This window comes from Aquitalea sp. LB_tupeE (genome assembly GCF_013391415.1).
Taxonomy (GTDB): Bacteria; Pseudomonadota; Gammaproteobacteria; order Burkholderiales; family Chromobacteriaceae; genus Aquitalea.
On sequence record NZ_JACAXB010000030.1, the window covers coordinates 14,876 to 33,352 of the forward strand.

Consider the following 18,477-nt stretch of genomic DNA (forward strand, 5'->3'; position numbering starts at 1 on the left):
GTGGATGGTTGCGGCAGGCCACCCTGCTCGCAGGAAAGAAATGATGACAAACGGATTTTGACAGTCGCAGCCAGCAGGGGCAAATGATCGCGGTATTTTGTGGTTTTTACTTAGACCAGACGGCTGGGGCGGCAAGTCAATGCAATGTATTGGCGCACCGGGCCGGCTTGCCCGGTGAAATCGTCACAGGTGTTACTGCACGGATGGGGGAGCGGAGGCGACAGTGGGTGCTTGCGTGCTGTCGGGCATGGGGCCGAATCATCGGGCGCGCAGGCAAGAAAAAAGGGATGCCGTAGCATCCCTTTTTGTCTGCCAGAGGGCTGGGTGTTACTGCTGGATCTTGGCCTGGGCTTTCAGGTCGCCCACGAATTTCTCAATGCGGGCGCCCATGATGCGCTGGGTCAGCTGCGGACGGGCATCGTCCAGCGACGGCACATTGCGTTCGGTGCGGACGTCGTCCAGCTTGATCACGTGCCAGCCAAACTGGGTTTTCACCGGCTTGGCAGTAACCTGGCCCTTGCTCAGCTTGGCCATGGCGTCAGAGAATTCCGGCACGAAAGTGCCAGCTTCCTGCCAGCCCAGATCGCCACCGTTACCCTTGCTGCCCGGATCCTTGGACTTTTCCTTGGCCAGTTGGTCGAATGCCTTGCCCTTGCGCAGGGCTTCGATCACGGCCTTGGCTTCGGCTTCGCTGCTTACCAGGATGTGGCGGGCGTGGTATTGCTTGGTTTCCGGTACCGAGGCAACCAGCTTGTCGTATTCGGCTTTCAGTTGCTCATCCGTTACCGGGTTGGCTTTCTGGAAGTCGCGGATCACGCGGTTGGCCAGGGCCATGGCTTCCATGTTCTGCAGTTCAGCCTTGAATTCCGGGGTCTTGTCCAGGCCCTTTTTCACGGCTTCCTGACGCAGTACTTCGGCGGTGATCAGTTGATCCTTCACCATGTCCTTGGTCTTGTCATCGGCAGCCTGGCCTTGGGAGGCCATCATCTGTACCACGGCGTCGATACGTGCCTGGGAGATTTCATTGCCATTCACGGACGGGCCGGCAGCGAGGACGGCAGTGGTGCTCAGGGCGGCCAGCAGGGCGCTTGCCAGCAAAGTCTTGCGCATGTTCAATTTCCTGTTGTTACGACGGGGTGGTGTTACTGGATTTTCGCCTTGCTGCGCAAATCATCCACTGCCTTGGCAATGGCTTCTTCCTGCAGCTGACGCTCGATTTGCGGTTTCACTTCAGCCAGCGGCGGCAGTTTGGCATCACGGATGTCCTCTACCTTGAAGATGATCCAGCCTACGCGGGTCTGCATCGGCTTGCTGCTGAACTGGCCTTTTTTCAGGTCTTTCAGGATGTCAGCCAGTTGCGGCTCCATGCGCGCCAGATTACCCCAGCCCATGTCGCCGCCATTTTGCTTGGCTGCCGGGTCCAGCGAGCGGGTTTTGGCCAGTTCGTCGAACTTGGCACCCTTTTTCAGGCTGTCGATGATCTTCAGCGCATCGGCTTCGCTGCCGACGGTAATCTGGCGGGCGTGAATGTCCTTGGTACCGGCAAACTTGCTCTGGGTCTGGTTGTAGCGTTCTTGCAGCTGGGCATCAGTGATCGGGATGTTCTTTACCAGGTCGGCAAACAGCGCTTCACGCAGCATGTCCTGACGCACTTCTTCCATGCGCTTGATGAAGGCCGGTTGCTGGTCCAGCTTGCGGTTCTGCGCTTCCTGCAGAATCACTTCACGGTTGATCAGGGTGTCCTTCACCTGCTGGCGCAATGCCGGGGAGTCCTGCACATTGCCATTGCTGTTTTGCACGACAACGGCCACTGCGTTGTCCAGGTCGGTCTTGTCGATGGATTTGCCATTGACGGTGGCAATGGATTCGGCCAGGGCCGGAACGCTGATGGTTGCAGCCAGCAGCAAGGCTGCGATGTGGTTCTTTTTCATTGACTGTTCTTCCTCGGAATCAAAGTTCTTCAGGTGTCAGTGCGCGGATGGCCAGCGCATGCACCCGGGTTTTCATCAGATCGCCCAGCGTCGCATAGACCAGGCGGTGACGGGCGACGCTGTTCAGACCGGCAAAGCGGCTGGAGACAATCAGGACATCGTAATGACCGCCGCCCGAACGCGCACCGGCATGGCCGGCATGTGCCGCGCTGTCGTCATGGATTTCCAGATGTTCCGGGGCCAGCTGCTGCAAGGCTGCCTGCAGCAGCGCGACGGTATCGCTCATGCCGGGAATACCTTGCGGAAGGGCTTTACCTCTACTGCGGCGTAAACGCCAGCGGCGACATAGGGGTCGGCGTCGGCCCAGTTGCGGGCTTCTTCCAGACTGGCAAATTCAGCCACGATCAGGCTGCCGGTAAAGCCAGCACTGCCAGGGTCGACGCTGTCGATGGCGGGGCAGGGGCCAGCCAGCACCAGGCGGCCTTGCTCTTGCAGGGCGGACAGGCGGGCCAGATGTTCCGGGCGTGCGGCAAGGCGCTTTTCCAGGGAGCCGGGATTGTCCTGGCCGCTGATGATATACAGCATTATTTCTTTTCCTCGATGTATTTGGACAGGAACAGGCTTTGCGCAATGACGAACACTACCATCAGGCCCAGACTGCCAAACAGTTTGAAGCTCAGCCAGATTTCGCGGCTGAAATTGAAGGCCACATACAGATTGAGGGCGCCCATGGAGGCAAAAAACACGGCCCAGGCATAGGCCAGCTTGCGCCAGATGGCTTGCGGCAGCTGAATTTGTTCACCCATCAGCAGTTTCAAGCCGTTCTTGCCCATGAAGTCACTGATGATCAGGGCGATGGCCATCAGCCAGTACAGCACGGTGAATTTCCAGATGATGAACAGATCATTGTGGGAAATCACGGTAGCCGCACCCAGCACCACGCTGAGGATCAGGTTGATCCATTGCATGGCGTCCACCTTGCGGTGCTTGAACCAGGTCCAGGCAAACAGCAGGGCGGTGGCTGCCACCAGAACCTTGGTGGCCAGGAACATGTCGTGGGTAATCAGGTAACTGCCGAAGAACAGGGCTACCGGAAGGAAGTCGGATAAGAATTTCATGCGGCTGATTATGGGGGCAGCCTGTCTGTTATACAAGACAGAAGCAGGCTGCCCGCATGGCATAAGTGTTAACGATTGCTTTGTTTTACCACGCTGAGCGCTGTGGCCACCAGTGCGCTGACATCAGCCACATTGGCCGGCAGGATGACGGTGTTGTTCTGCTTGGCCAGCTGGGCAAAAGCCGCCACGTATTGCTCGGCCACTTTCAGGTTGACCGCCTCCATACCGCCTTCCACCTTGATGGATTCTGCCACACGCCGCACTGCGTCGGCGGTGGCATCGGCCACCAGTCGCAGCGCCTCGGCCTCGCCCTGTGCCTTGTTGATGGCAGCCTGCTTGTTGCCTTCGGAATTGTTGATGGTGGCCTGCATTTCACCCTGGGATTTCTGGATGGCCGCTTCCCGCGCACCGTTGGCCAGGTTGATCTGTTCCATCTTCACGCCTTCGGACTGGGCAATACGGGCGCGCTTTTCGCGCTCGGCGGTAATCTGCGCCTGCATGGAGTGCAGAATGTCCTGTGGTGGCACCAGATCCTTGATTTCATAGCGCAACACCTTCACGCCCCAGTTGATGGCGGCTTCATCCAGCGAGGCCACCACGATCTGGTTGATTTCATCACGCTCTTCGAAGGTCTTGTCCAGTTCCATCTTACCTATCACCGAGCGCAAGGTGGTTTGCGACAGCTGGGTGATGGCCAGCAGGTAGTCGCTGGTGCCGTAGGAAGCGCGTTGCGGGTCGGTTACCTGGAAATACAGGATGCCGTCCACTTTCAGCTGGGTATTGTCGCGGGTGATGCAGATCTGGCTGGGGACATCCAGCGGTACTTCCTTCAGGCTGTGCTTGTAGGCCAGCCGGTCGATGAAGGGGATGAGAATGTTCAGCCCGGGTGTCAGGGTGGCGTGATAGCGGCCCAGCCGCTCCACGATATAGGCATGCTGTTGTGGCACCACCTTGACCGATTTGATGATGAAGATCACCACGGCGGCAAACAGGACGACGACGAATTCCATGATTAGCGGCTTTCTTGTTGTGGAGTGGTAAGGAGCAGCACATTGCCGTCGCGGCCGGATATGGCTGCGTTGTCACCCGGCGCCAGCGCACTGCCATCTTGCTGGCGGGCCTGCCATTCGGTACCGCGATAATGCACACGCAGGTTTTGCTTGTCGATCCGGCTGATTACGCGCACCAGCTGGCCGATGTCCGGGTCGTCTGGCACTGCGTTACTTGGCAGCGCAGCAGGCGGCTGGCGTTTGCGCCAGCGGCTTACCGCTACTACACCGGCAATGCCGCCCAGGCTGGCCAGTGTCCAGCACAAGGCTTCACTGCCCCCCAGCAGGCTGGCGACGCCACCGGCTGCCAGTGCCACTGATATCACCAACAAGTAGAAAGTGCCGGACATGAATTCGGCCATCAGCGCCAGTAAGGCGCCAATCAGCCACAGGGTAGGAGTCAAGGTTAGCCTGCTTTCATGACGAAAGATTAGGCATTCTCATGCCGAAACGGGTCCAAGACAACTGCTTTCAGCAGTGGTCCGGGTCGGGAAGGGTGGCCCGCAAAGCGCCAGCTTGCGCTGGATCAAGCCAGAACTTTTCCAGTGCCAGCCAGCAGGCTTCCAGCAGCAGGGTCAGGCTGATCAGTAGCAGGTTCATTGCATGACTCCTGGAATGTAGAACGGGTAATGGCGCACGTTGGTGGCAAAGCTACGCTACCATGCGCGAATAACTAAGACTTCAGGACAGGTATAAATGTTTCAACTGGCAGCCCCTGTTGCTGCAGAAATCGAAATCAAGAAGAGTCGTTTTCTTGCCTTTGTGTATCCGGTTTCCCAGCGTGAAGAAGCGATGCAGCATCTGTTGGCACTGCGTGCCCGCTATCCCGATGCCCGCCATTACTGCGCGGTGCTGCTGGTAGATGGCGACTCCATGCTGGATGACGACGGCGAGCCTTCCGGCACGGCGGCCCGTCCCATGTATAACGTACTCATGCACAAGCAATTGCATCATGTGCTGGCGGTGGTGGTGCGCTATTTTGGTGGCGTCAAGCTGGGTGCGGGCGGCCTGGTACGGGCTTATACCCAGGTTTTGAACCAGGCGCTGCTGCAAGCGCAAGCGGTGCCGGTGGTGGTGGTGACACAATGCCGCGCCCGTGTTGCCTTTGCTGACGAGGCACGCTTTCGCCGCCATTGTGAAACCCTGCAGATTACGGTGTTGTCTGCCGACTATGGTGAAGAGGTGGAACTGACCCTCAGCCTGCCTCAAAGCCAGTGCACCAGTCTGCAAATGCGCTTGCACGATCTGATGGCCGGTGAGGTATATTTCATGACGCACGAAAATTAATCTCGCCACCGGAGTGGCGTCTGCATCTTCCGGTGTCGCGGACCATCACAGTATTCAGGCCGGGGTTTCTGGCCAAGCGGGGAGAATGACATGTCGCAGCAGCAATACCGTCTGGTAACGCGCAGTGATTTTGACGGCCTGGTGTGTGCCGTGCTGTTGAATGAGCTGGGTATGGTGAATGACATCAAGTTTGTCCATCCCAAGGACATGCAGGATGGCAAGATTGAAATCACCGAGCGGGACATCACCACCAACCTGCCGTATGTGCCGGGTGCCTACCTGGCCTTCGACCATCATTTTTCCGAAACCCTGCGTAACGAGCAGCATGCCAATCACATCATCGACCCGGCCGCGCCCTCCGCTGCACGCGTGGTGTACGACCACTTTGGTGGCAAGCAGGCCTTCCCGCGTATCAGCGACGAAATGATGGCTGCGGTGGACAAGGCCGACTCTGCCCAGTTCAGCCGCGAGGAAATTCTCAACCCCACTGGTTGGGTCTTGCTCAATTACCTGATGGATGCCCGAACCGGTCTTGGCCGCTTCCGCAATTTCACCGTCAGCAATTATCAGCTGATGATGGATTTGATCGGCTATTGCCGCGACCATAGCATCGAGGAAATCCTGGCCTTGCCGGATGTAAAGGAGCGGGTGGACCTGTACATGCAGTATCAGGATCAGGCGCGCGAACAGATAACACGCTGTGCCAAGGTGCATGGCAATCTGGTGTTGTTGAACCTGCTGCTGGAAGAAACCATTTATCCGGCCAATCGCTTCCTGGTGTACGCCATGTACCCGGAGTGCAATATTTCCATCCACATGATGTGGGGCCTGAACAAGCAGAATATCGTGTTTGCCACCGGGAAATCCATCATCGACCGCAGCAGCCGTACCAATGTAGGCGCGTTGATGTTGCAATACGGCGGCGGTGGCCATGAAGCCGCCGGGACGTGCCAGGTGAGTGTGGATCAATACGAAGACATTCGCGACGAGCTGATTTCGCGTATCCGCGCGCAGGGTTGATGTCTCCCGAACCATGAAAAAGCCGCCATATTGGCGGCTTTCTTCTTTTCGGGATGGCCGGCGCTTACAGCGTCTTGAGCAGCTCCAGCGCCTGGTGCAAGTCGTCACATACCGCCAGTGCACCTGTGGTTTGGTGTGCTTGCGGTTTTACCATATCGGGCACCAGAATCACCCGCATGCCGGCAGCCAGCCCTGCCTGCATGCCGGTCAGCGAGTCTTCCAGTACCACGCAGTGTTGTGGATCAACCTGCAAGCGCGCGGCGGCAGCCAGATACACATCAGGGGCAGGCTTGGTATTGGCCACTTCATCGCCGGCGACGGTGTGGTGGAAATAAGGGCCAAGGCCGCTGCGACGCAGTTTAAGGTCACACATCTGGCGCTGGGTGGAGGTGGCCACGGCGCGGGGCAGGGCACTTGCTTCTACCCAGTCCAGCACCTCGATAATGCCGTTCTTGAGCTTCAGCTCGCCATGGGTCAGCAGTTCGCGGTAATGGTGGCGGCAGTGTTGGCTGAGTGTTTCCGCCAGAGAACGGTCCTGAAAGTGTGCGGCCACATAGTCCAGGCTTTTGGTGACCGACAGGCCCACCATGCCCAGGATCACCGCTTCGGGAATCTCCACGCCCACTTCTTCTGCGGCGCGCAGCCAGGATTGGCCGCTGATGCTTTCGGTATCTATCATCAGCCCGTCCATGTCGAACAGGACAGCTTGCATGCTTGGTTTCATTAGTTTGCTTTCCTCCGGCGTGTCAGCCTAATGCGGCAGGCGGCTGCCTGCAAGGGTCATGACTCTGGTATAGTGGTTCATCACCAAGCAATCGGGGGTCTGTGTGCAGTCTGTGCTGGTAGCGAATCCCAAGGGCGGGAGTGGCAAGTCGACTCTAGCCACCAATCTGGCAGGTTACTTTGCCAGTTCCGGCCGCAATGTCATGCTGGGCGACGTGGATCGTCAGCAATCTTCCTTGCGCTGGTTGCAGCAACGCGCTGACAGCCTGCCGCGCATTCAGGGGTGGGAAGTGGCAGCCGGCGCCCCGGCCAAGCCGCCCAAGGGCACCGAGGTGGTGATTCTGGATAGCGGAGCCGGTCTGCATGGCAAGAAAATGGCGGCGCTGGTGTCACGCGTCGAACGCATCCTGATTCCGATTCAGCCTTCCCCCTTCGATATGTGGGCCAGTGGCGAGTTTTTCGAACAACTGCTGGCGGAAAAAGCGATACGCAAGAACAAGGTGTTCATGGCCGTGGTGGGTATGCGGGTGGACCCGCGCACCCGTTCGGCAAAAGAGCTGGAACGGTTTCTGGCCGAACATGATGTGCCGGTGCTCAGCTGGCTGCGGGACACCCAGTTGTACGTTCAGGCGGCAGCTTCGGGCATGACCTTGTTCGACCTGCCTGAGTCGCGTACCAAGAAAGACCGTGAAGCCTGGCAGCCCATTCTGAGCTGGCTGGGCGAGCAGGATGAATCGTGCTGGTTTGATAAATAAATCTTCACGTGAAGCATTTATATCTTGACGTGAAGATATTTGCAGCGTAGAGTCAGCTGGTAATTGCGTGCGAGCCAACGGAACGGCGGCGCAGGAGAATCCGTAAGCGGGAGCCCATGTGGCTCCCGCTTTTTATTGGGGCCCCTGCATTTTTATCGTCTACCGCCTGAAGGGAATACTTGCATGATGAATACCGAACTGAACTATGGCGACGTGTACCTCGTTCCGAGAAAAACCATTGTCGACAGCCGCAAGGAATGCGATACCTCGGTTCAATTCGGGCCGCGCCGTTTTGATATGCCCATCTACCCCTCCAACATGAAATCGGTGGTAGACGAAGAAACCTGCGAGGCTTTTGCCCGCTTGGGCTGGTTCTACACCATGCATCGCTTCAATGTGGATGCTTGCCGCTTTACCGCGGCCATGCAGGAGAAGGGCCTGTTTGCCTCCATCAGCGCCGGTGTCAACGAAGACACCCTGCAACAGCTGGCAGAACTGAAAGCCGCTGGCCTCACCCCCGAATACATCACCCTGGACGTGGCCAATGCCTGGTGCGTCAAGGCCGAGCGCATGATCAAGCATATCAAGGACACCTTCCCGGGCAGCTTCCTGATTGGCGGCAATATTGCCACGGCGGATGCCGCGCGCGACCTGGAAAGCTGGGGCTGTGATGCCATCAAGGCGGGCATTGCCGGTGGCCGGGTCTGCATCACCAAGAACAAAACCGGTTTTCACCGCCCGATGGTTTCTACCGTGCGTGACTGCGCCGCCGCCGTCAGCGTGCCGGTGATTGCCGATGGCGGGATTGTGGAGCATGGCGACATGGCCAAGGCCCTGGCTTGTGGAGCCAGCATGATCATGGCCGGCTCGCTGTTTGCCGGTTATGACGAATCGGCCGGGGAAATTGTTGAAATCAACGGCAAGCATTACAAGGAATACTTTGGCAGTGCTTCGCAGTTCAACAAGGGTGCTTATGTCAATGTCGAAGGCAAGAAGATTCTGGTGGAGTACAAGGGCAGCATCGGCAAACTGCTGCGAGAACTGAAAGAAGATTTGCAGTCGTCGGTCAGCTATGCCGGCGGCCGCGATCTGTCAACCTTGCGTGACGTGGAAATGATTCAGGTCTATCGCTGATAAGCCCGACAAGTGGTGTTATTCCATAGCCCGCCAATGGCGGGCTTTTTCATGTGCAAATGGATTGGTAAATAGTGGTGGCTTGCATATTCTGAAGAGTGGCTTTGTTGTTAGAATAGACGGATTCAACAGAATCTTACAAATAATTAAAACTATCAAAAGAACGCTCATCAAATGAAGATCAATCTGCCGGTTACTACCAACGAACTGATGGTCGATCCTGTCAATCCCATCGTCACCAAGACCGATGTAAAAGGCAGCATCACCTACGCCAACCGTGCCTTCATCGACATCAGCGGTTTTACCGAGGACGAGCTGCTGGGTAAAAACCACAATATCGTGCGCCACCCGGACATGCCGCCCTCGGCATTTGCCGATTTGTGGGACACGGTCAAGGCCGGCAAGCCATGGCGTGGCATTGTGAAAAACCGGGCCAAGAATGGTGACTTCTACTGGGTGGAGGCTTTTGTCACACCCATTACCGAACATGGCCGTATTGTGGGTTATATGTCGGTGCGCTCCCGCCCCAGCCGACAGGATGTTGATGCCGCGGCTGCCCTGTATCGTCAGGTGCAGGACAAGCGGGCTGCTCTACCTTCCACCTTGCAGGGCTATGCGCGCCAGCCGGATGTGTTCAAGCTGGCCCCTATTTTCTTGCTGGCGGGTTTGCTGCTGGCCATGGTGTCCTTTTTTCTGCCAGATTCATTGCGTGCAGTGCGCGAAATGATGGGTATTGCCGGCTGCTTGCTGTCCCTGGGGGCTGGCGTATGGGCCTGGGTGCGCCTGCGTGCGGTCCTTGGTGTGCTGGACCACCGCTTTCAGGATTTGCAGGAAGGTCGGCTGGATCATGCTGTCGAGGTGCGTGAAGGTGGCCTGGCGGGCAAAGTGCTGCTGTCGATGGAGGCATTGCGTATTCACTATCGCGCCACCATTGCCGATGTGATGCGTGCCAGCCAATACACCAAACAGCAGGCGCATGGCTTGCTGGATGACATGCAGGCGCTGGCTTCCCGTTCGGTGGAGCAACGGGCAGGGTTGAACCAGATCAGTCACAATATGGAGTCGCTCAGCGTGGCCATTCAGGATGTGGTGCAGCTGGCGGAACATAACCAGCAGGATTCGCAGCATACCCAGCGCGTGGCACGTGAGGGGCGACAGACCATGGATGCCGCTACCACAGCCGCTGAGCGGGCTGTTTCGGTGGTATCGCAGTCACGCAATGCCATGGTGGAGCTGGACGAGGCCATGACGCGGATTCGCAGCATGACGGCGCTGATTCGTGAAATTGCCGATCAAACCAATCTGCTGGCGCTCAACGCCGCCATTGAAGCTGCCCGTGCCGGAGAAATGGGCCGTGGCTTTGCCGTGGTGGCCGACGAAGTGCGCAAGCTTGCCGAGCGTACCACCAATACCACCGACTCGATTGGCGGCATCGTCGAGGAAATCGGCAAGATTACCCATAGTGCAGTCAGCAGCATGGATGCCACGGTGGAGGAGGTGGGCGAGGTAAACGGCCAGATCCGCCTGTCATCCGGCAATCTGCAGGGCCTGATTGAAGCGGCCGAGCAGTCTAGCCGCCAGGCGGCGCAACTGGCGCAGGAAATGGGCAGCAAGTCCGATTCCATCAATGTCATGGCTGCCGCGCTGGAACAGTTGAATGCCCTGTCGGAACAAGACCTCAATACCACCCACTCCATCGGCGAAAGTGCCGGTCATCTGGCGGAAACCTCGGTTGATCTGGCACAGCTGACCGATAACTTCAGCAAGTGGCACAAGCACTAAGTATGTGATGTGCCCTGCCGCCGTCTGATGGGGCAGGCCCCCTTGCAGGGCAAGGGAGGGGGGATTGGGAATAGATGGGCAGGCTGCGGAATCAGCAGCTTAGTCGACAGGCCCGGCTTTGCCGGGTCCAGTGCAGTCGCATCAAATAAGGTTGTTAGCAGCCTGAAGCCTGCCGCCGTCTGACGGGGCAGGCTTTTTTCATGCCTCGGCAGTACTGCGGCGGGCAACCCAGATAGAGGTTTCCAGCTGCATGGCTATCTCGTCGCGCTGGTTCAATGTGGTCCAGCGTAATTGCACCACGCCGAAGCCCGGCTTGCTGCTGGAGGGCTTTTGCGCCAGCACTTCGATGGTTGCGCGCAAGGTGTCACCGGCGCGGGTGGGCTGTGGCCAGCGCATGTCCTTGATACCCATGCCAATCAGCCCGTTGGCCACGTTTCTCAGTTCGCTGGCGGTAATCAGTCGCATGGTGAGACTGCTGGTGTGCCAGCCGGAGGCAGCAAGGCCGTCAAACACGCTGGTTTTGGCGGCTTCCGGGTCGGTATGAAACGGTTGCGGGTCGAACTGGCGGGCAAAACTGATGATTTCGTCCTGGCTCAGCGTATGGCTGGCCGTTTCGAACACACGGCCCGGTGTCAGGTCTTCGAAGTAGAGCATGATGTGACGTTAACGTAAGTTAATGTCTCAGCATACGTGCTTGTCCCGTGCTGGTCAAAGAAGATACCGGGCCGGATGACTGCTGCCGACTCAGATACGCAAGGCGGCAATCAGCTCGCTTTCCAGTGCCAGTACCGTCTTGTCGTCTTTCAAGCCGGGCCCGCTGACCAGGAAGGAGTCTTCTGCCCGGCTGCCCAGGGTCATGATCTTGGCAGACTGCACGCTCAGCCGGTAGTCCGCCAGCACCTTGGCAATGCGGGCCAGCAAGCCGGGCCGGTCGCCAGCCACAATGGACAATACGTAGAAGTTGTCCTTGTCGTCCGGGCGAATCAACACCTGCGGCGCAATCGGGAAGTGCTTCAGATGGCGGCTGATACGGCCATTGGCTGGCGGCGGCGGCGGGGTTTCCAGCCGCAGGCATTCGGCCAGTTCGAATTCGATGAAGTTGATCATGTCTCGGTAATCCCCGTCGTGATGCTCGGGGATGAAGACATGGAAGGTATCCAGCGCGTAGCCGTGACGCGTGGTGTACACCTTGGCATCGGCAATGCTGTAGTTGGTGCGGCCAAAAAATGCACAAGTGCGGGCAAACAGTTCCGGCTTGTCCGGCGTGTAGACCAGCACCTGGATGCCTTCGTGATCATCCGACAGGCGGGCGCGCACCATGGGCGTTTCGATATTGACGAAACGGTTGAGGATGCGCGCATGCCAGGCAATTTCCTTGGCCTCGTGACGCAGGAAGTACACCATGTCCAGCTGCGACCACAGCTTTTGTTCCACCCCGGCCGGGACGGCATACAGGCGCAACAGGCTGAGGGCCTGGGTCTTGCGTTCTTCCAGTTCCGAATTCAGGTCCACCTCGCCGCCACGCAGCAGCACGCGCAGGGTGGCGTTATACAGGTCTTCCAGCAGCTTGGCCTTCCAGGCATTCCACACCTTGGGGCTGGTGCCGCGAATGTCGGCTACCGACAGCAGGTATAGCGCCGCCAGGCGGCGCGGGGTTTGCGTCAGTTCGGCAAAACGCTGGATCACGTCCGGATCATAAATGTCCTGCTTCTGCGCAATGCTGGACATGGTGAGATGCTGCCCTACCAGCCATACCACCAGCTCAGTATCCTCGGCCGACAGTTCGTGCTGCTCGCAGAACTCGCGCGCATCCACCATGCCCAGCGTGGAGTGGTCCCCGCCACGGCCCTTGGCAATGTCATGAAACAGACCGGCCACGTACAGCACTTCTGGCCGTTCGAAATCATTGATCAGTCGCGACAGGAAGGGGTATTCGTGATTGAAGGCGCTGATGGCAAAGCGCCGCAGATTGCGCACCACCATCAGGATGTGTTCGTCCACGGTATACACGTGGAACAGATCATGCTGCATCTGGCCGACAATGCGGCCAAAGCCCGGCAAATAGCGCCCCAGCACGCCGTACAGGTTCATGCGGCGCAGGCAGCGGGTGAGGCCGGGTTCGCGCAGCATCTGCATGAACAGACGGCGGTTTTCCGGGCTCTTGCGGAAACGGTCGTTGATGTGGCTACGGGCATGCCACAGGGCACGCAGCATGCGCGGCGCAAAACCGGTGAGTTCCGGATTGCGTTGCAGCATGAGAAAGGCCTCCAGAATGGCTGAAGGTTCTTTTTCGAATACATCGGGACGACGAATGCCCAGCATGCCGTTGACCGAATAAAAGCGTTCGTTCAGGTTCTGCGTGATGCGTGGTACTTGCGAATACAGGCGGGCGCGCAGATTGGGCAGCAAAATGCCGTTGAGCTGGCTGACGGTTTTGGCGGCGCGGAAATACAGCTGCATCACTTGTTCGCTGGCGCGCTTGGCCGGAGTGTCCTGCAGGCCGAAGGCCAGGCCCATGCTCTGTTGCAGGTCGAAAATCAGCCGGTCTTCCCGGCGGCGTGCCAGGATGTGCAGATCGATGCGCAGCCGTTGCAATTGCCGGTCACTGTGGTGTATCAGCCGCGCTTCCGCCTGAGTCAGGATGCCGCGCTGCACCAGGTCGCTCCAGTTTTCTCCAAGGCCAATGGCCTTGCTGATCCACAAAATGGTATGCAGGTCGCGCAGGCCGCCCGGGCTTTCCTTGATATTGGGTTCCAGATTGTTGGTGACGCCAAAGTGCCGGTTGTGGCGCTGCTGCTGTTCCAGCGTCTTGCCTTCGAAGAAGGCCAGCGGGTCGCGTTGGCAGTCCAGGCGGTGGATCAGCTGCTGATAGGGTGCGGCCGCACCGGCAATCAAGCGGTTTTCCAGCAAATTGGTTTCAATGGTGATGTCAGCGGCGGCTTCTTGCAGGCATTCGTCCGCCGTACGCACGCTGTGCCCCACCTCCAGGCCGATGTCCCACATGTGGCCGATCAGAGCGGCTACCTGCTCGGGCAATTCCTCCGGACTGACGGCGGGCAGCAATACCAGCACATCAATATCGGAACTGGGAAACAGCTGGCCGCGGCCATAGCCGCCGACGGCAATCATGCTGGCCTGTCCGGCCAACCCGGCATGCTGCCACAACTGCTGCAGCACACGGTCCACCAGCTGGCTGTGCTGGCTCAGATAGCGTTGCGGGTCGCGGTGGGACTGGTACTGCTGCAGCAGGGCAGTGCGATCCTGGGACAGTTGCTTGCGCAGTGCCTGGGTCAGCTCGGTGGAGAGAGGTTCCATGTCAGCGTCTTTCCTGCTTCAGGATGATGGCGATGCCGGCAAACAGAAACAGCAAGGTTGGCACCGTGGCGGAAATCACCGGGTTCCAGCTGTACAGCAAGCCCAGATGCCCGAACAGACGGTTGATGAAGTGAAAGCCCACGCCCAGGCAAATGCCGGAAAACAAACGTACACCCAGCTGGCCATGACGGCGTTGTTGCGGGGTGAAAGCCATCGCTACCAGTGCCATCGAAACACAAGCCAGCGGGTAGAACAGCTTGCTCCACAAGGCAATGTCATAACGCTGGGTCTGTTGTTTGTTGGCGCTGAGGTGTTCGATGTACTTGATCAGGTTGAGTGCGGACATCTGTTCCGGCACCACCAGCAGCACGTTCAGGATGTCCGGCTCGATGATGGAGGTCCACTGCGCCAGCGGCACGGTCTTGCTTTCCACGTGGTCGGGATACAAATGGGTTTCCACCACATTGCTCAGCTGCCAGACATGGGCAGCGCGCTGGTAGCTGCCGCGTTCGGCATAGCGGGTGGTGACCAGCTGGTAGTTGTCGTCGTAGGTATAAATGCGCACGCCCAGCAAGGTAGTGTCGGGCAGCATTTCGTGCACATTAATGAAGTTGTTATTGTCCTTCACCCAGATGCCGGAGCGGAATTCCTGCGCCACCATCGAGCGCATCGCCGACAGTTTCATGCGTTCGGCCTGTTGCAGCGCGTAGGGGCTGATGAACTCGCCCAGCGCGGTGGTGAGAACGGCAAAGCCCAGCCCGAACAGCAGCAGTGTGCGGGCAATCTGCCCCAGTGTGATGCCGCACGTGCGGATGACGGTGTATTCACTGGAGCTGGCCAGTTGTGTCATGGCCACCATGCCGCCAATCAGCACGGCCAGCGGCATCAGTTCGTAGGCGTGGCCAGGTGCTTGCAACGCGATATAGCCCAGCATCTTGCCGATGGTGTAGTTGCCATGGTTCAGGTCGGGCACTTCGTGAATGATGTCGAAGAAGCCATACAGACCCAGCAGGGCTGCCAGGGTAAACAGCGTGGACTGGGTCAGTGCGCTGATGATGTAGCGATAAATCAGTTTCATCTGGCTTCAAGGCTTGTTCAGGAAGTATTTCAGGGTCTGGCGCACGGTATTGGCCGGACGGTCGCGGTATTTGAGCAACAGGACAGCCAGGATCAGCACGATGACATGCACCACCAGAATGCTGGCCATGCCCACCTTGCCCTGGGTAATCCAGTTACGTACCAGCGTCAGACTGTTCTGGTACAGGAAAAATGCCAGCAGGGCCACCACCAGATTGTAGGCGTGGCCGCTGCGCGGGTTGTAGTAGGAAAGCGGAATGGCCAGCAAGGCCAGCACCAGACAGCTCAGCGGCATGGACAGGCGCCATACCAGTTCCGAGCGCAAGGCCGGGTCGCTGCTGCCAATCAGGCTGCCGGTGCTTTGCGCCTGACGGTTGTTCGGCGGGGCGGCCAGTTTCTGGTTGGTGCCAATCAGCACGCTGTAACGCTGAAAACTGCCGACTTCGTAGTCGGACTTGCCCGGCTCACCCACGTAGCGGCGGCCATCTTCCAGGACCAGCACGCGTTCGTTGTCCTCATTTGCCGTAATGTAGCCGCGTTTGGCGAAAATGCTGGAAACCTTGCCCTCGCTCAAATCCTGCATGAAGATGCGCGTGGCTGCGCCATGGTCGCCGCCATAGCTTTCAATGAAATACACCTTGCTGCCCGAGCCGGTTTCCTTGAACACACCAGGCGCAATGGCGCTGATTTCTTCCCGGCGCTTGAGGATTTCCGCATACACCTGGCTGCGCTCTTCGGCCCAGGGCGCGATGAACAGCGACACAATACCCACCAGTAAGGCCAGCGGAATGGTAAAACGCATCACCGGCCACACCCAGTCACGCAAGGACAGGCCGGACGACAGCCAGACGGCCATTTCATGGTCGCGCCAGATGCGGGTCATCACCACCAGTACGGTGACGAAAACGGTAAGAATCATCAGCAAGGGGAACAGACCCAGCGCCCAGAAGCCGATCAGCGCAGTGACGGCTTCGTTGGCGATTTGCCCCTCGGCCGCACGGCCAAGCAGGTTGATGGCCTGGGTAGAGAGAATGATGGCCAACAGGACGATAAACACGCCCAGGGCGGTAAAAGTCAATTCTCGGGTCAGGCTTTTACGAAAAACCATTTATCAGTGCCTTTTTGACTTTTTATGACTAGCGTAGTGATAATTTGATTTGATAACTCTGAAACGCCGGTTTCGGCAAATTTCGGGATGGACGCAGCTTCTGTCTTTGCCTGCTACAGGCAGGGCCTTTAGGTAAGCCAGACATCGCTGGCAGCCTGCAGGAAGTGGAGCAACTGACACTCGCATTTCATGGGAGTACAAGATGGAATTTAACATAAAAAGCGGCAGCCCGGAAAAGCAGCGCGTTGCCTGCGTGATCGTGGGCGTCTATGAATCGCGCAAGCTCACCTTTGCTGCCGACTTGCTTGATCGCATCTCCAACGGTTTCATCAGCGACGTCATTCGTCGCGGTGACATGGAAGGCAAGCTGGGCAGCACGCTGATCCTGCACTCCGTGCCGCACACCCTGTGCGACCGTGTGATGCTGGTGGGGCTGGGCAAGGAGCGCGACTTCCGCGCCAAGGAATACCGCGAAGCCGTGCGCAGCTCGGTGCGCAGCCTGACACAAACCTCCGCCACCGAAGCGGTGAGCTACCTCACCGAACTGACCGTGAAGAAACACGATGTGGAATGGATGATCGAGCAAGCCACCGTGGTGACGCTGGATGTGCTGTACCGCTTCGACCGCTTCAAGAGCAAACAGGATGACGGAGCGCGCGAGCCGCGCAAACTCACGCTGGCCGTGCCGCGCCGCAGTGACCTGGCGGATGGCGAAAAAGGCTTGCTGCGCGGGCTGGCCATTGGCAATGGCATGAAACTGGCCAAGGACCTGGGCAACCTGCCGCCCAATGTCTGCACCCCGACTTACCTGGCAGAAGAAGCCGAGCGCATTGCCGCCGAATTCGGCACCCAGGTGGAAGTCTACGGCCAAAGCCAGCTGGAAGCGCTGGGCCTGCATTCCTTCCTGTCGGTTGCCCGTGGCAGCGTGGTGGAACCCAAGCTCATCGTGCTGCAATACCAGGGAGCCAAGGACAAGAATGACCGCCCGCTGGCGCTGGTGGGCAAGGGCATTACCTTTGACTCCGGCGGTATCTCTCTCAAGCCCGGCGAAGGCATGGACGAGATGAAATACGATATGTGCGGTGCAGCCTCGGTGCTGGGTGCTTTCCGCGCGGCGGTGGAAATGAAGCTGCCGATCAATCTGGTAACTATTGTTCCGGCTTGCGAAAACATGCCGGCCGGCAATGCCGTCAAGCCCGGTGACATCATCACCAGCCTGTCCGGCCAGACCATCGAAGTGCTGAATACCGACGCAGAAGGCCGCCTGATCCTGTGTGACGCGCTGACCTTTGCCGAGCGCTTCAATCCGGAAACCGTGATTGATGTGGCCACCCTGACCGGGGCCTGCGTCATCGCGCTGGGGCATATCGCCACTGGTCTGTACAGCAATCAGGACAGCCTGGCACGCGAACTGCTGGCGGCTGGTGAGGAAGTGGCCGACCGCGCCTGGCACATGCCCTTGTGGGATGAATACCAGGAACAGCTCAAGAGCCCGTTTGCCGACATGGCCAATATCGGCGGGCGTCCTGGTGGCAGTATTACCGCCGCTTGCTTCCTGTCGCGCTTTGCCAAGGCTTACGACTGGGCCCATCTGGATATCGCCGGCACCGCCTGGAAGAGTGGCAAGGACAAAGGCGCGACTGGCCGGCCGGTGCCGCTGTTGGTGCAATTCCTGCAAGACCGTGCCGATATCGCGCTTGGTAATGTCGTGCGCCGCGGCCGCCCACGTCGTGAATCGCCTGAAATCGTAGAAGATGACGCGGATTGATTTTTATACCAATGTGGCCCAGCCGCAGGAGTTTGCCTGCAAGCTGGCCGCAACGGTATTTCGCAAGCGAGAGCGCCTGCTGGTCTGGCTGGAAGACGAGCGGGCGCTGGAAACATTCAGTAACCGGCTATGGTGCATAGGGGATACCCAGTTCATTGCGCACTGCCGGCTGGATGCCCCCGAAGCGGCCGAAACGCCGATCTGGCTGACGGCCAGTTTGCCGGCAGACTTGCAGCACCCGGTATTGTTGAACCTGGGGCCGGAATTACCGGTCGAGCCAGCGCAGTTTTCCCGTATCCTGGAAATTGTCGGTACCGATGAGCAAGCGCTGGCTACTGCGCGTCACCGCTTCAAGGCCTATCGCGCTCTGGGTTACGAAATTCAACATCACGACATGAGCCACAAGTGAC

General features: G+C 58.5%; 20 protein-coding genes. 7 read left to right on the forward strand and 13 right to left on the reverse strand.

Annotation, left to right across the window (positions count from 1 at the left end; genetic code table 11):
- Window positions 1-327 precede the first annotated feature (327 nt).
- From HWX34_RS15040 to HWX34_RS21370, 8 genes are all read right to left on the reverse strand, one after another.
- Window positions 328-1,110, reverse strand: coding sequence for a peptidylprolyl isomerase (locus HWX34_RS15040; RefSeq protein ID WP_178973003.1), 783 nt, complete (start codon window positions 1,108-1,110; stop codon window positions 328-330).
- 32 nt (window positions 1,111-1,142) lie between these two features.
- Window positions 1,143-1,931 (reverse strand): peptidyl-prolyl cis-trans isomerase, encoded by a 789-nt coding sequence (locus HWX34_RS15045; protein ID WP_045845119.1) that lies wholly within the window; start codon window positions 1,929-1,931, stop codon window positions 1,143-1,145.
- A 19-nt stretch (window positions 1,932-1,950) separates the two neighbouring features.
- Window positions 1,951-2,217, reverse strand: coding sequence for a BolA family transcriptional regulator (locus HWX34_RS15050; protein ID WP_178973004.1), 267 nt, complete (start codon window positions 2,215-2,217; stop codon window positions 1,951-1,953).
- Window positions 2,214-2,516 (reverse strand): YciI family protein, encoded by a 303-nt coding sequence (locus tag HWX34_RS15055; protein ID WP_178973005.1) that lies wholly within the window; start codon window positions 2,514-2,516, stop codon window positions 2,214-2,216. The genes HWX34_RS15050 and HWX34_RS15055 overlap by 4 nt, the downstream gene beginning before the upstream one ends.
- On the reverse strand, window positions 2,516-3,049 hold the full coding sequence (locus HWX34_RS15060; RefSeq protein WP_178973006.1) for a septation protein A: 534 nt from the start codon (window positions 3,047-3,049) through the stop codon (window positions 2,516-2,518). The genes HWX34_RS15055 and HWX34_RS15060 overlap by 1 nt, the downstream gene beginning before the upstream one ends.
- 68 nt (window positions 3,050-3,117) lie before the next feature.
- A complete protein-coding gene (locus tag HWX34_RS15065) occupies window positions 3,118-4,059 on the reverse strand; it encodes an SPFH domain-containing protein (protein WP_178973007.1) in 942 nt (313 codons plus the stop codon).
- 2 nt (window positions 4,060-4,061) lie between these two features.
- Window positions 4,062-4,502 (reverse strand): NfeD family protein, encoded by a 441-nt coding sequence (locus HWX34_RS15070; RefSeq protein WP_178973008.1) that lies wholly within the window; start codon window positions 4,500-4,502, stop codon window positions 4,062-4,064.
- A gap of 67 nt (window positions 4,503-4,569) precedes the next feature.
- Window positions 4,570-4,698, reverse strand: coding sequence for a hypothetical protein (locus HWX34_RS21370; protein ID WP_255496988.1), 129 nt, complete (start codon window positions 4,696-4,698; stop codon window positions 4,570-4,572).
- A 96-nt stretch (window positions 4,699-4,794) separates the two neighbouring features.
- On the opposite strand from HWX34_RS21370, the gene HWX34_RS15075 reads away from it, so the two are divergent.
- Both HWX34_RS15075 and HWX34_RS15080 read left to right on the forward strand, forming a co-directional pair.
- Complete coding sequence (locus tag HWX34_RS15075; RefSeq protein ID WP_178973009.1) at window positions 4,795-5,385, forward strand: YigZ family protein; 591 nt, start codon at window positions 4,795-4,797, stop codon at window positions 5,383-5,385.
- Between the two features lie 90 nt (window positions 5,386-5,475).
- Window positions 5,476-6,405 carry an exopolyphosphatase gene (locus HWX34_RS15080; RefSeq protein ID WP_178973010.1) on the forward strand — a complete coding sequence of 310 codons (930 nt, stop codon included), beginning with the start codon at window positions 5,476-5,478 and terminating at the stop codon, window positions 6,403-6,405.
- Between the two features lie 64 nt (window positions 6,406-6,469).
- Here the strand turns inward: HWX34_RS15080 and HWX34_RS15085 are convergent, their stop codons facing one another.
- On the reverse strand, window positions 6,470-7,129 hold the full coding sequence (locus HWX34_RS15085; protein ID WP_178973011.1) for an HAD family phosphatase: 660 nt from the start codon (window positions 7,127-7,129) through the stop codon (window positions 6,470-6,472).
- A 103-nt stretch (window positions 7,130-7,232) separates the two neighbouring features.
- Here HWX34_RS15085 and HWX34_RS15090 point away from each other — a divergent pair, with 103 nt between their 5' ends.
- From HWX34_RS15090 to HWX34_RS15100, 3 genes are all read left to right on the forward strand, one after another.
- Window positions 7,233-7,883, forward strand: coding sequence for a ParA family protein (locus tag HWX34_RS15090; protein ID WP_178973012.1), 651 nt, complete (start codon window positions 7,233-7,235; stop codon window positions 7,881-7,883).
- 183 nt (window positions 7,884-8,066) lie between these two features.
- Window positions 8,067-9,017, forward strand: coding sequence for a GMP reductase (locus tag HWX34_RS15095; protein WP_178973013.1), 951 nt, complete (start codon window positions 8,067-8,069; stop codon window positions 9,015-9,017).
- Between the two features lie 174 nt (window positions 9,018-9,191).
- Window positions 9,192-10,799: a PAS domain-containing methyl-accepting chemotaxis protein gene (locus HWX34_RS15100; RefSeq protein ID WP_178973014.1), complete on the forward strand. Its 1,608-nt coding sequence runs from the start codon at window positions 9,192-9,194 to the stop codon at window positions 10,797-10,799.
- A gap of 198 nt (window positions 10,800-10,997) precedes the next feature.
- Here the strand turns inward: HWX34_RS15100 and HWX34_RS15105 are convergent, their stop codons facing one another.
- The 4 genes from HWX34_RS15105 to lptF form a co-directional block, all read right to left on the reverse strand.
- A complete protein-coding gene (locus HWX34_RS15105; protein ID WP_178973015.1) occupies window positions 10,998-11,453 on the reverse strand; it encodes a MaoC family dehydratase in 456 nt (151 codons plus the stop codon).
- 90 nt (window positions 11,454-11,543) lie between these two features.
- Entirely contained in the window at window positions 11,544-14,114 is a 2,571-nt protein-coding gene (locus tag HWX34_RS15110; RefSeq protein ID WP_178973016.1) for a [protein-PII] uridylyltransferase, read from the reverse strand.
- A 1-nt stretch (window position 14,115) separates the two neighbouring features.
- Complete coding sequence (gene lptG / locus HWX34_RS15115; protein ID WP_178973017.1) at window positions 14,116-15,192, reverse strand: LPS export ABC transporter permease LptG; 1,077 nt, start codon at window positions 15,190-15,192, stop codon at window positions 14,116-14,118.
- Window positions 15,193-15,198: 6 nt separating this feature from the next.
- A complete protein-coding gene (gene lptF, locus HWX34_RS15120) occupies window positions 15,199-16,299 on the reverse strand; it encodes an LPS export ABC transporter permease LptF (protein WP_178973018.1) in 1,101 nt (366 codons plus the stop codon).
- 202 nt (window positions 16,300-16,501) lie between these two features.
- Here lptF and HWX34_RS15125 point away from each other — a divergent pair, with 202 nt between their 5' ends.
- Window positions 16,502-18,067, forward strand: a complete 1,566-nt coding sequence (locus HWX34_RS15125) for a leucyl aminopeptidase (protein WP_178973019.1) — start codon at window positions 16,502-16,504, stop codon at window positions 18,065-18,067.
- Window positions 18,054-18,476 carry a DNA polymerase III subunit chi gene (locus HWX34_RS15130; protein WP_178973020.1) on the forward strand — a complete coding sequence of 141 codons (423 nt, stop codon included), beginning with the start codon at window positions 18,054-18,056 and terminating at the stop codon, window positions 18,474-18,476. The genes HWX34_RS15125 and HWX34_RS15130 overlap by 14 nt, the downstream gene beginning before the upstream one ends.
- Window position 18,477 lies beyond the last annotated feature (1 nt).

What these genes read in the sequence shown, in the direction of transcription:
- HWX34_RS15105 (WP_178973015.1), bottom strand. Translation starts at nt 11,453, where the DNA reads ATGCTCTACTTCGAAGACCTGACACCGGGCCGTGTGTTCGAAACGGCC.
- HWX34_RS15060 (WP_178973006.1), bottom strand. Translation starts at nt 3,049, where the DNA reads ATGAAATTCTTATCCGACTTCCTTCCGGTAGCCCTGTTCTTCGGCAGT.
- HWX34_RS15050 (WP_178973004.1), bottom strand. Translation starts at nt 2,217, where the DNA reads ATGAGCGATACCGTCGCGCTGCTGCAGGCAGCCTTGCAGCAGCTGGCC.
- HWX34_RS15045 (WP_045845119.1), bottom strand. Translation starts at nt 1,931, where the DNA reads ATGAAAAAGAACCACATCGCAGCCTTGCTGCTGGCTGCAACCATCAGC.
- HWX34_RS15055 (WP_178973005.1), bottom strand. Translation starts at nt 2,516, where the DNA reads ATGCTGTATATCATCAGCGGCCAGGACAATCCCGGCTCCCTGGAAAAG.
- HWX34_RS15080 (WP_178973010.1), top strand. Translation starts at nt 5,476, where the DNA reads ATGTCGCAGCAGCAATACCGTCTGGTAACGCGCAGTGATTTTGACGGC.
- HWX34_RS15065 (WP_178973007.1), bottom strand. Translation starts at nt 4,059, where the DNA reads ATGGAATTCGTCGTCGTCCTGTTTGCCGCCGTGGTGATCTTCATCATC.
- HWX34_RS15085 (WP_178973011.1), bottom strand. Translation starts at nt 7,129, where the DNA reads ATGAAACCAAGCATGCAAGCTGTCCTGTTCGACATGGACGGGCTGATG.
- HWX34_RS15095 (WP_178973013.1), top strand. Translation starts at nt 8,067, where the DNA reads ATGATGAATACCGAACTGAACTATGGCGACGTGTACCTCGTTCCGAGA.
- HWX34_RS15130 (WP_178973020.1), top strand. Translation starts at nt 18,054, where the DNA reads ATGACGCGGATTGATTTTTATACCAATGTGGCCCAGCCGCAGGAGTTT.
- HWX34_RS15075 (WP_178973009.1), top strand. Translation starts at nt 4,795, where the DNA reads ATGTTTCAACTGGCAGCCCCTGTTGCTGCAGAAATCGAAATCAAGAAG.
- HWX34_RS15040 (WP_178973003.1), bottom strand. Translation starts at nt 1,110, where the DNA reads ATGCGCAAGACTTTGCTGGCAAGCGCCCTGCTGGCCGCCCTGAGCACC.
- lptF (WP_178973018.1), bottom strand. Translation starts at nt 16,299, where the DNA reads ATGGTTTTTCGTAAAAGCCTGACCCGAGAATTGACTTTTACCGCCCTG.
- HWX34_RS21370 (WP_255496988.1), bottom strand. Translation starts at nt 4,698, where the DNA reads ATGAACCTGCTACTGATCAGCCTGACCCTGCTGCTGGAAGCCTGCTGG.
- HWX34_RS15100 (WP_178973014.1), top strand. Translation starts at nt 9,192, where the DNA reads ATGAAGATCAATCTGCCGGTTACTACCAACGAACTGATGGTCGATCCT.
- HWX34_RS15125 (WP_178973019.1), top strand. Translation starts at nt 16,502, where the DNA reads ATGGAATTTAACATAAAAAGCGGCAGCCCGGAAAAGCAGCGCGTTGCC.
- HWX34_RS15110 (WP_178973016.1), bottom strand. Translation starts at nt 14,114, where the DNA reads ATGGAACCTCTCTCCACCGAGCTGACCCAGGCACTGCGCAAGCAACTG.
- lptG (WP_178973017.1), bottom strand. Translation starts at nt 15,192, where the DNA reads ATGAAACTGATTTATCGCTACATCATCAGCGCACTGACCCAGTCCACG.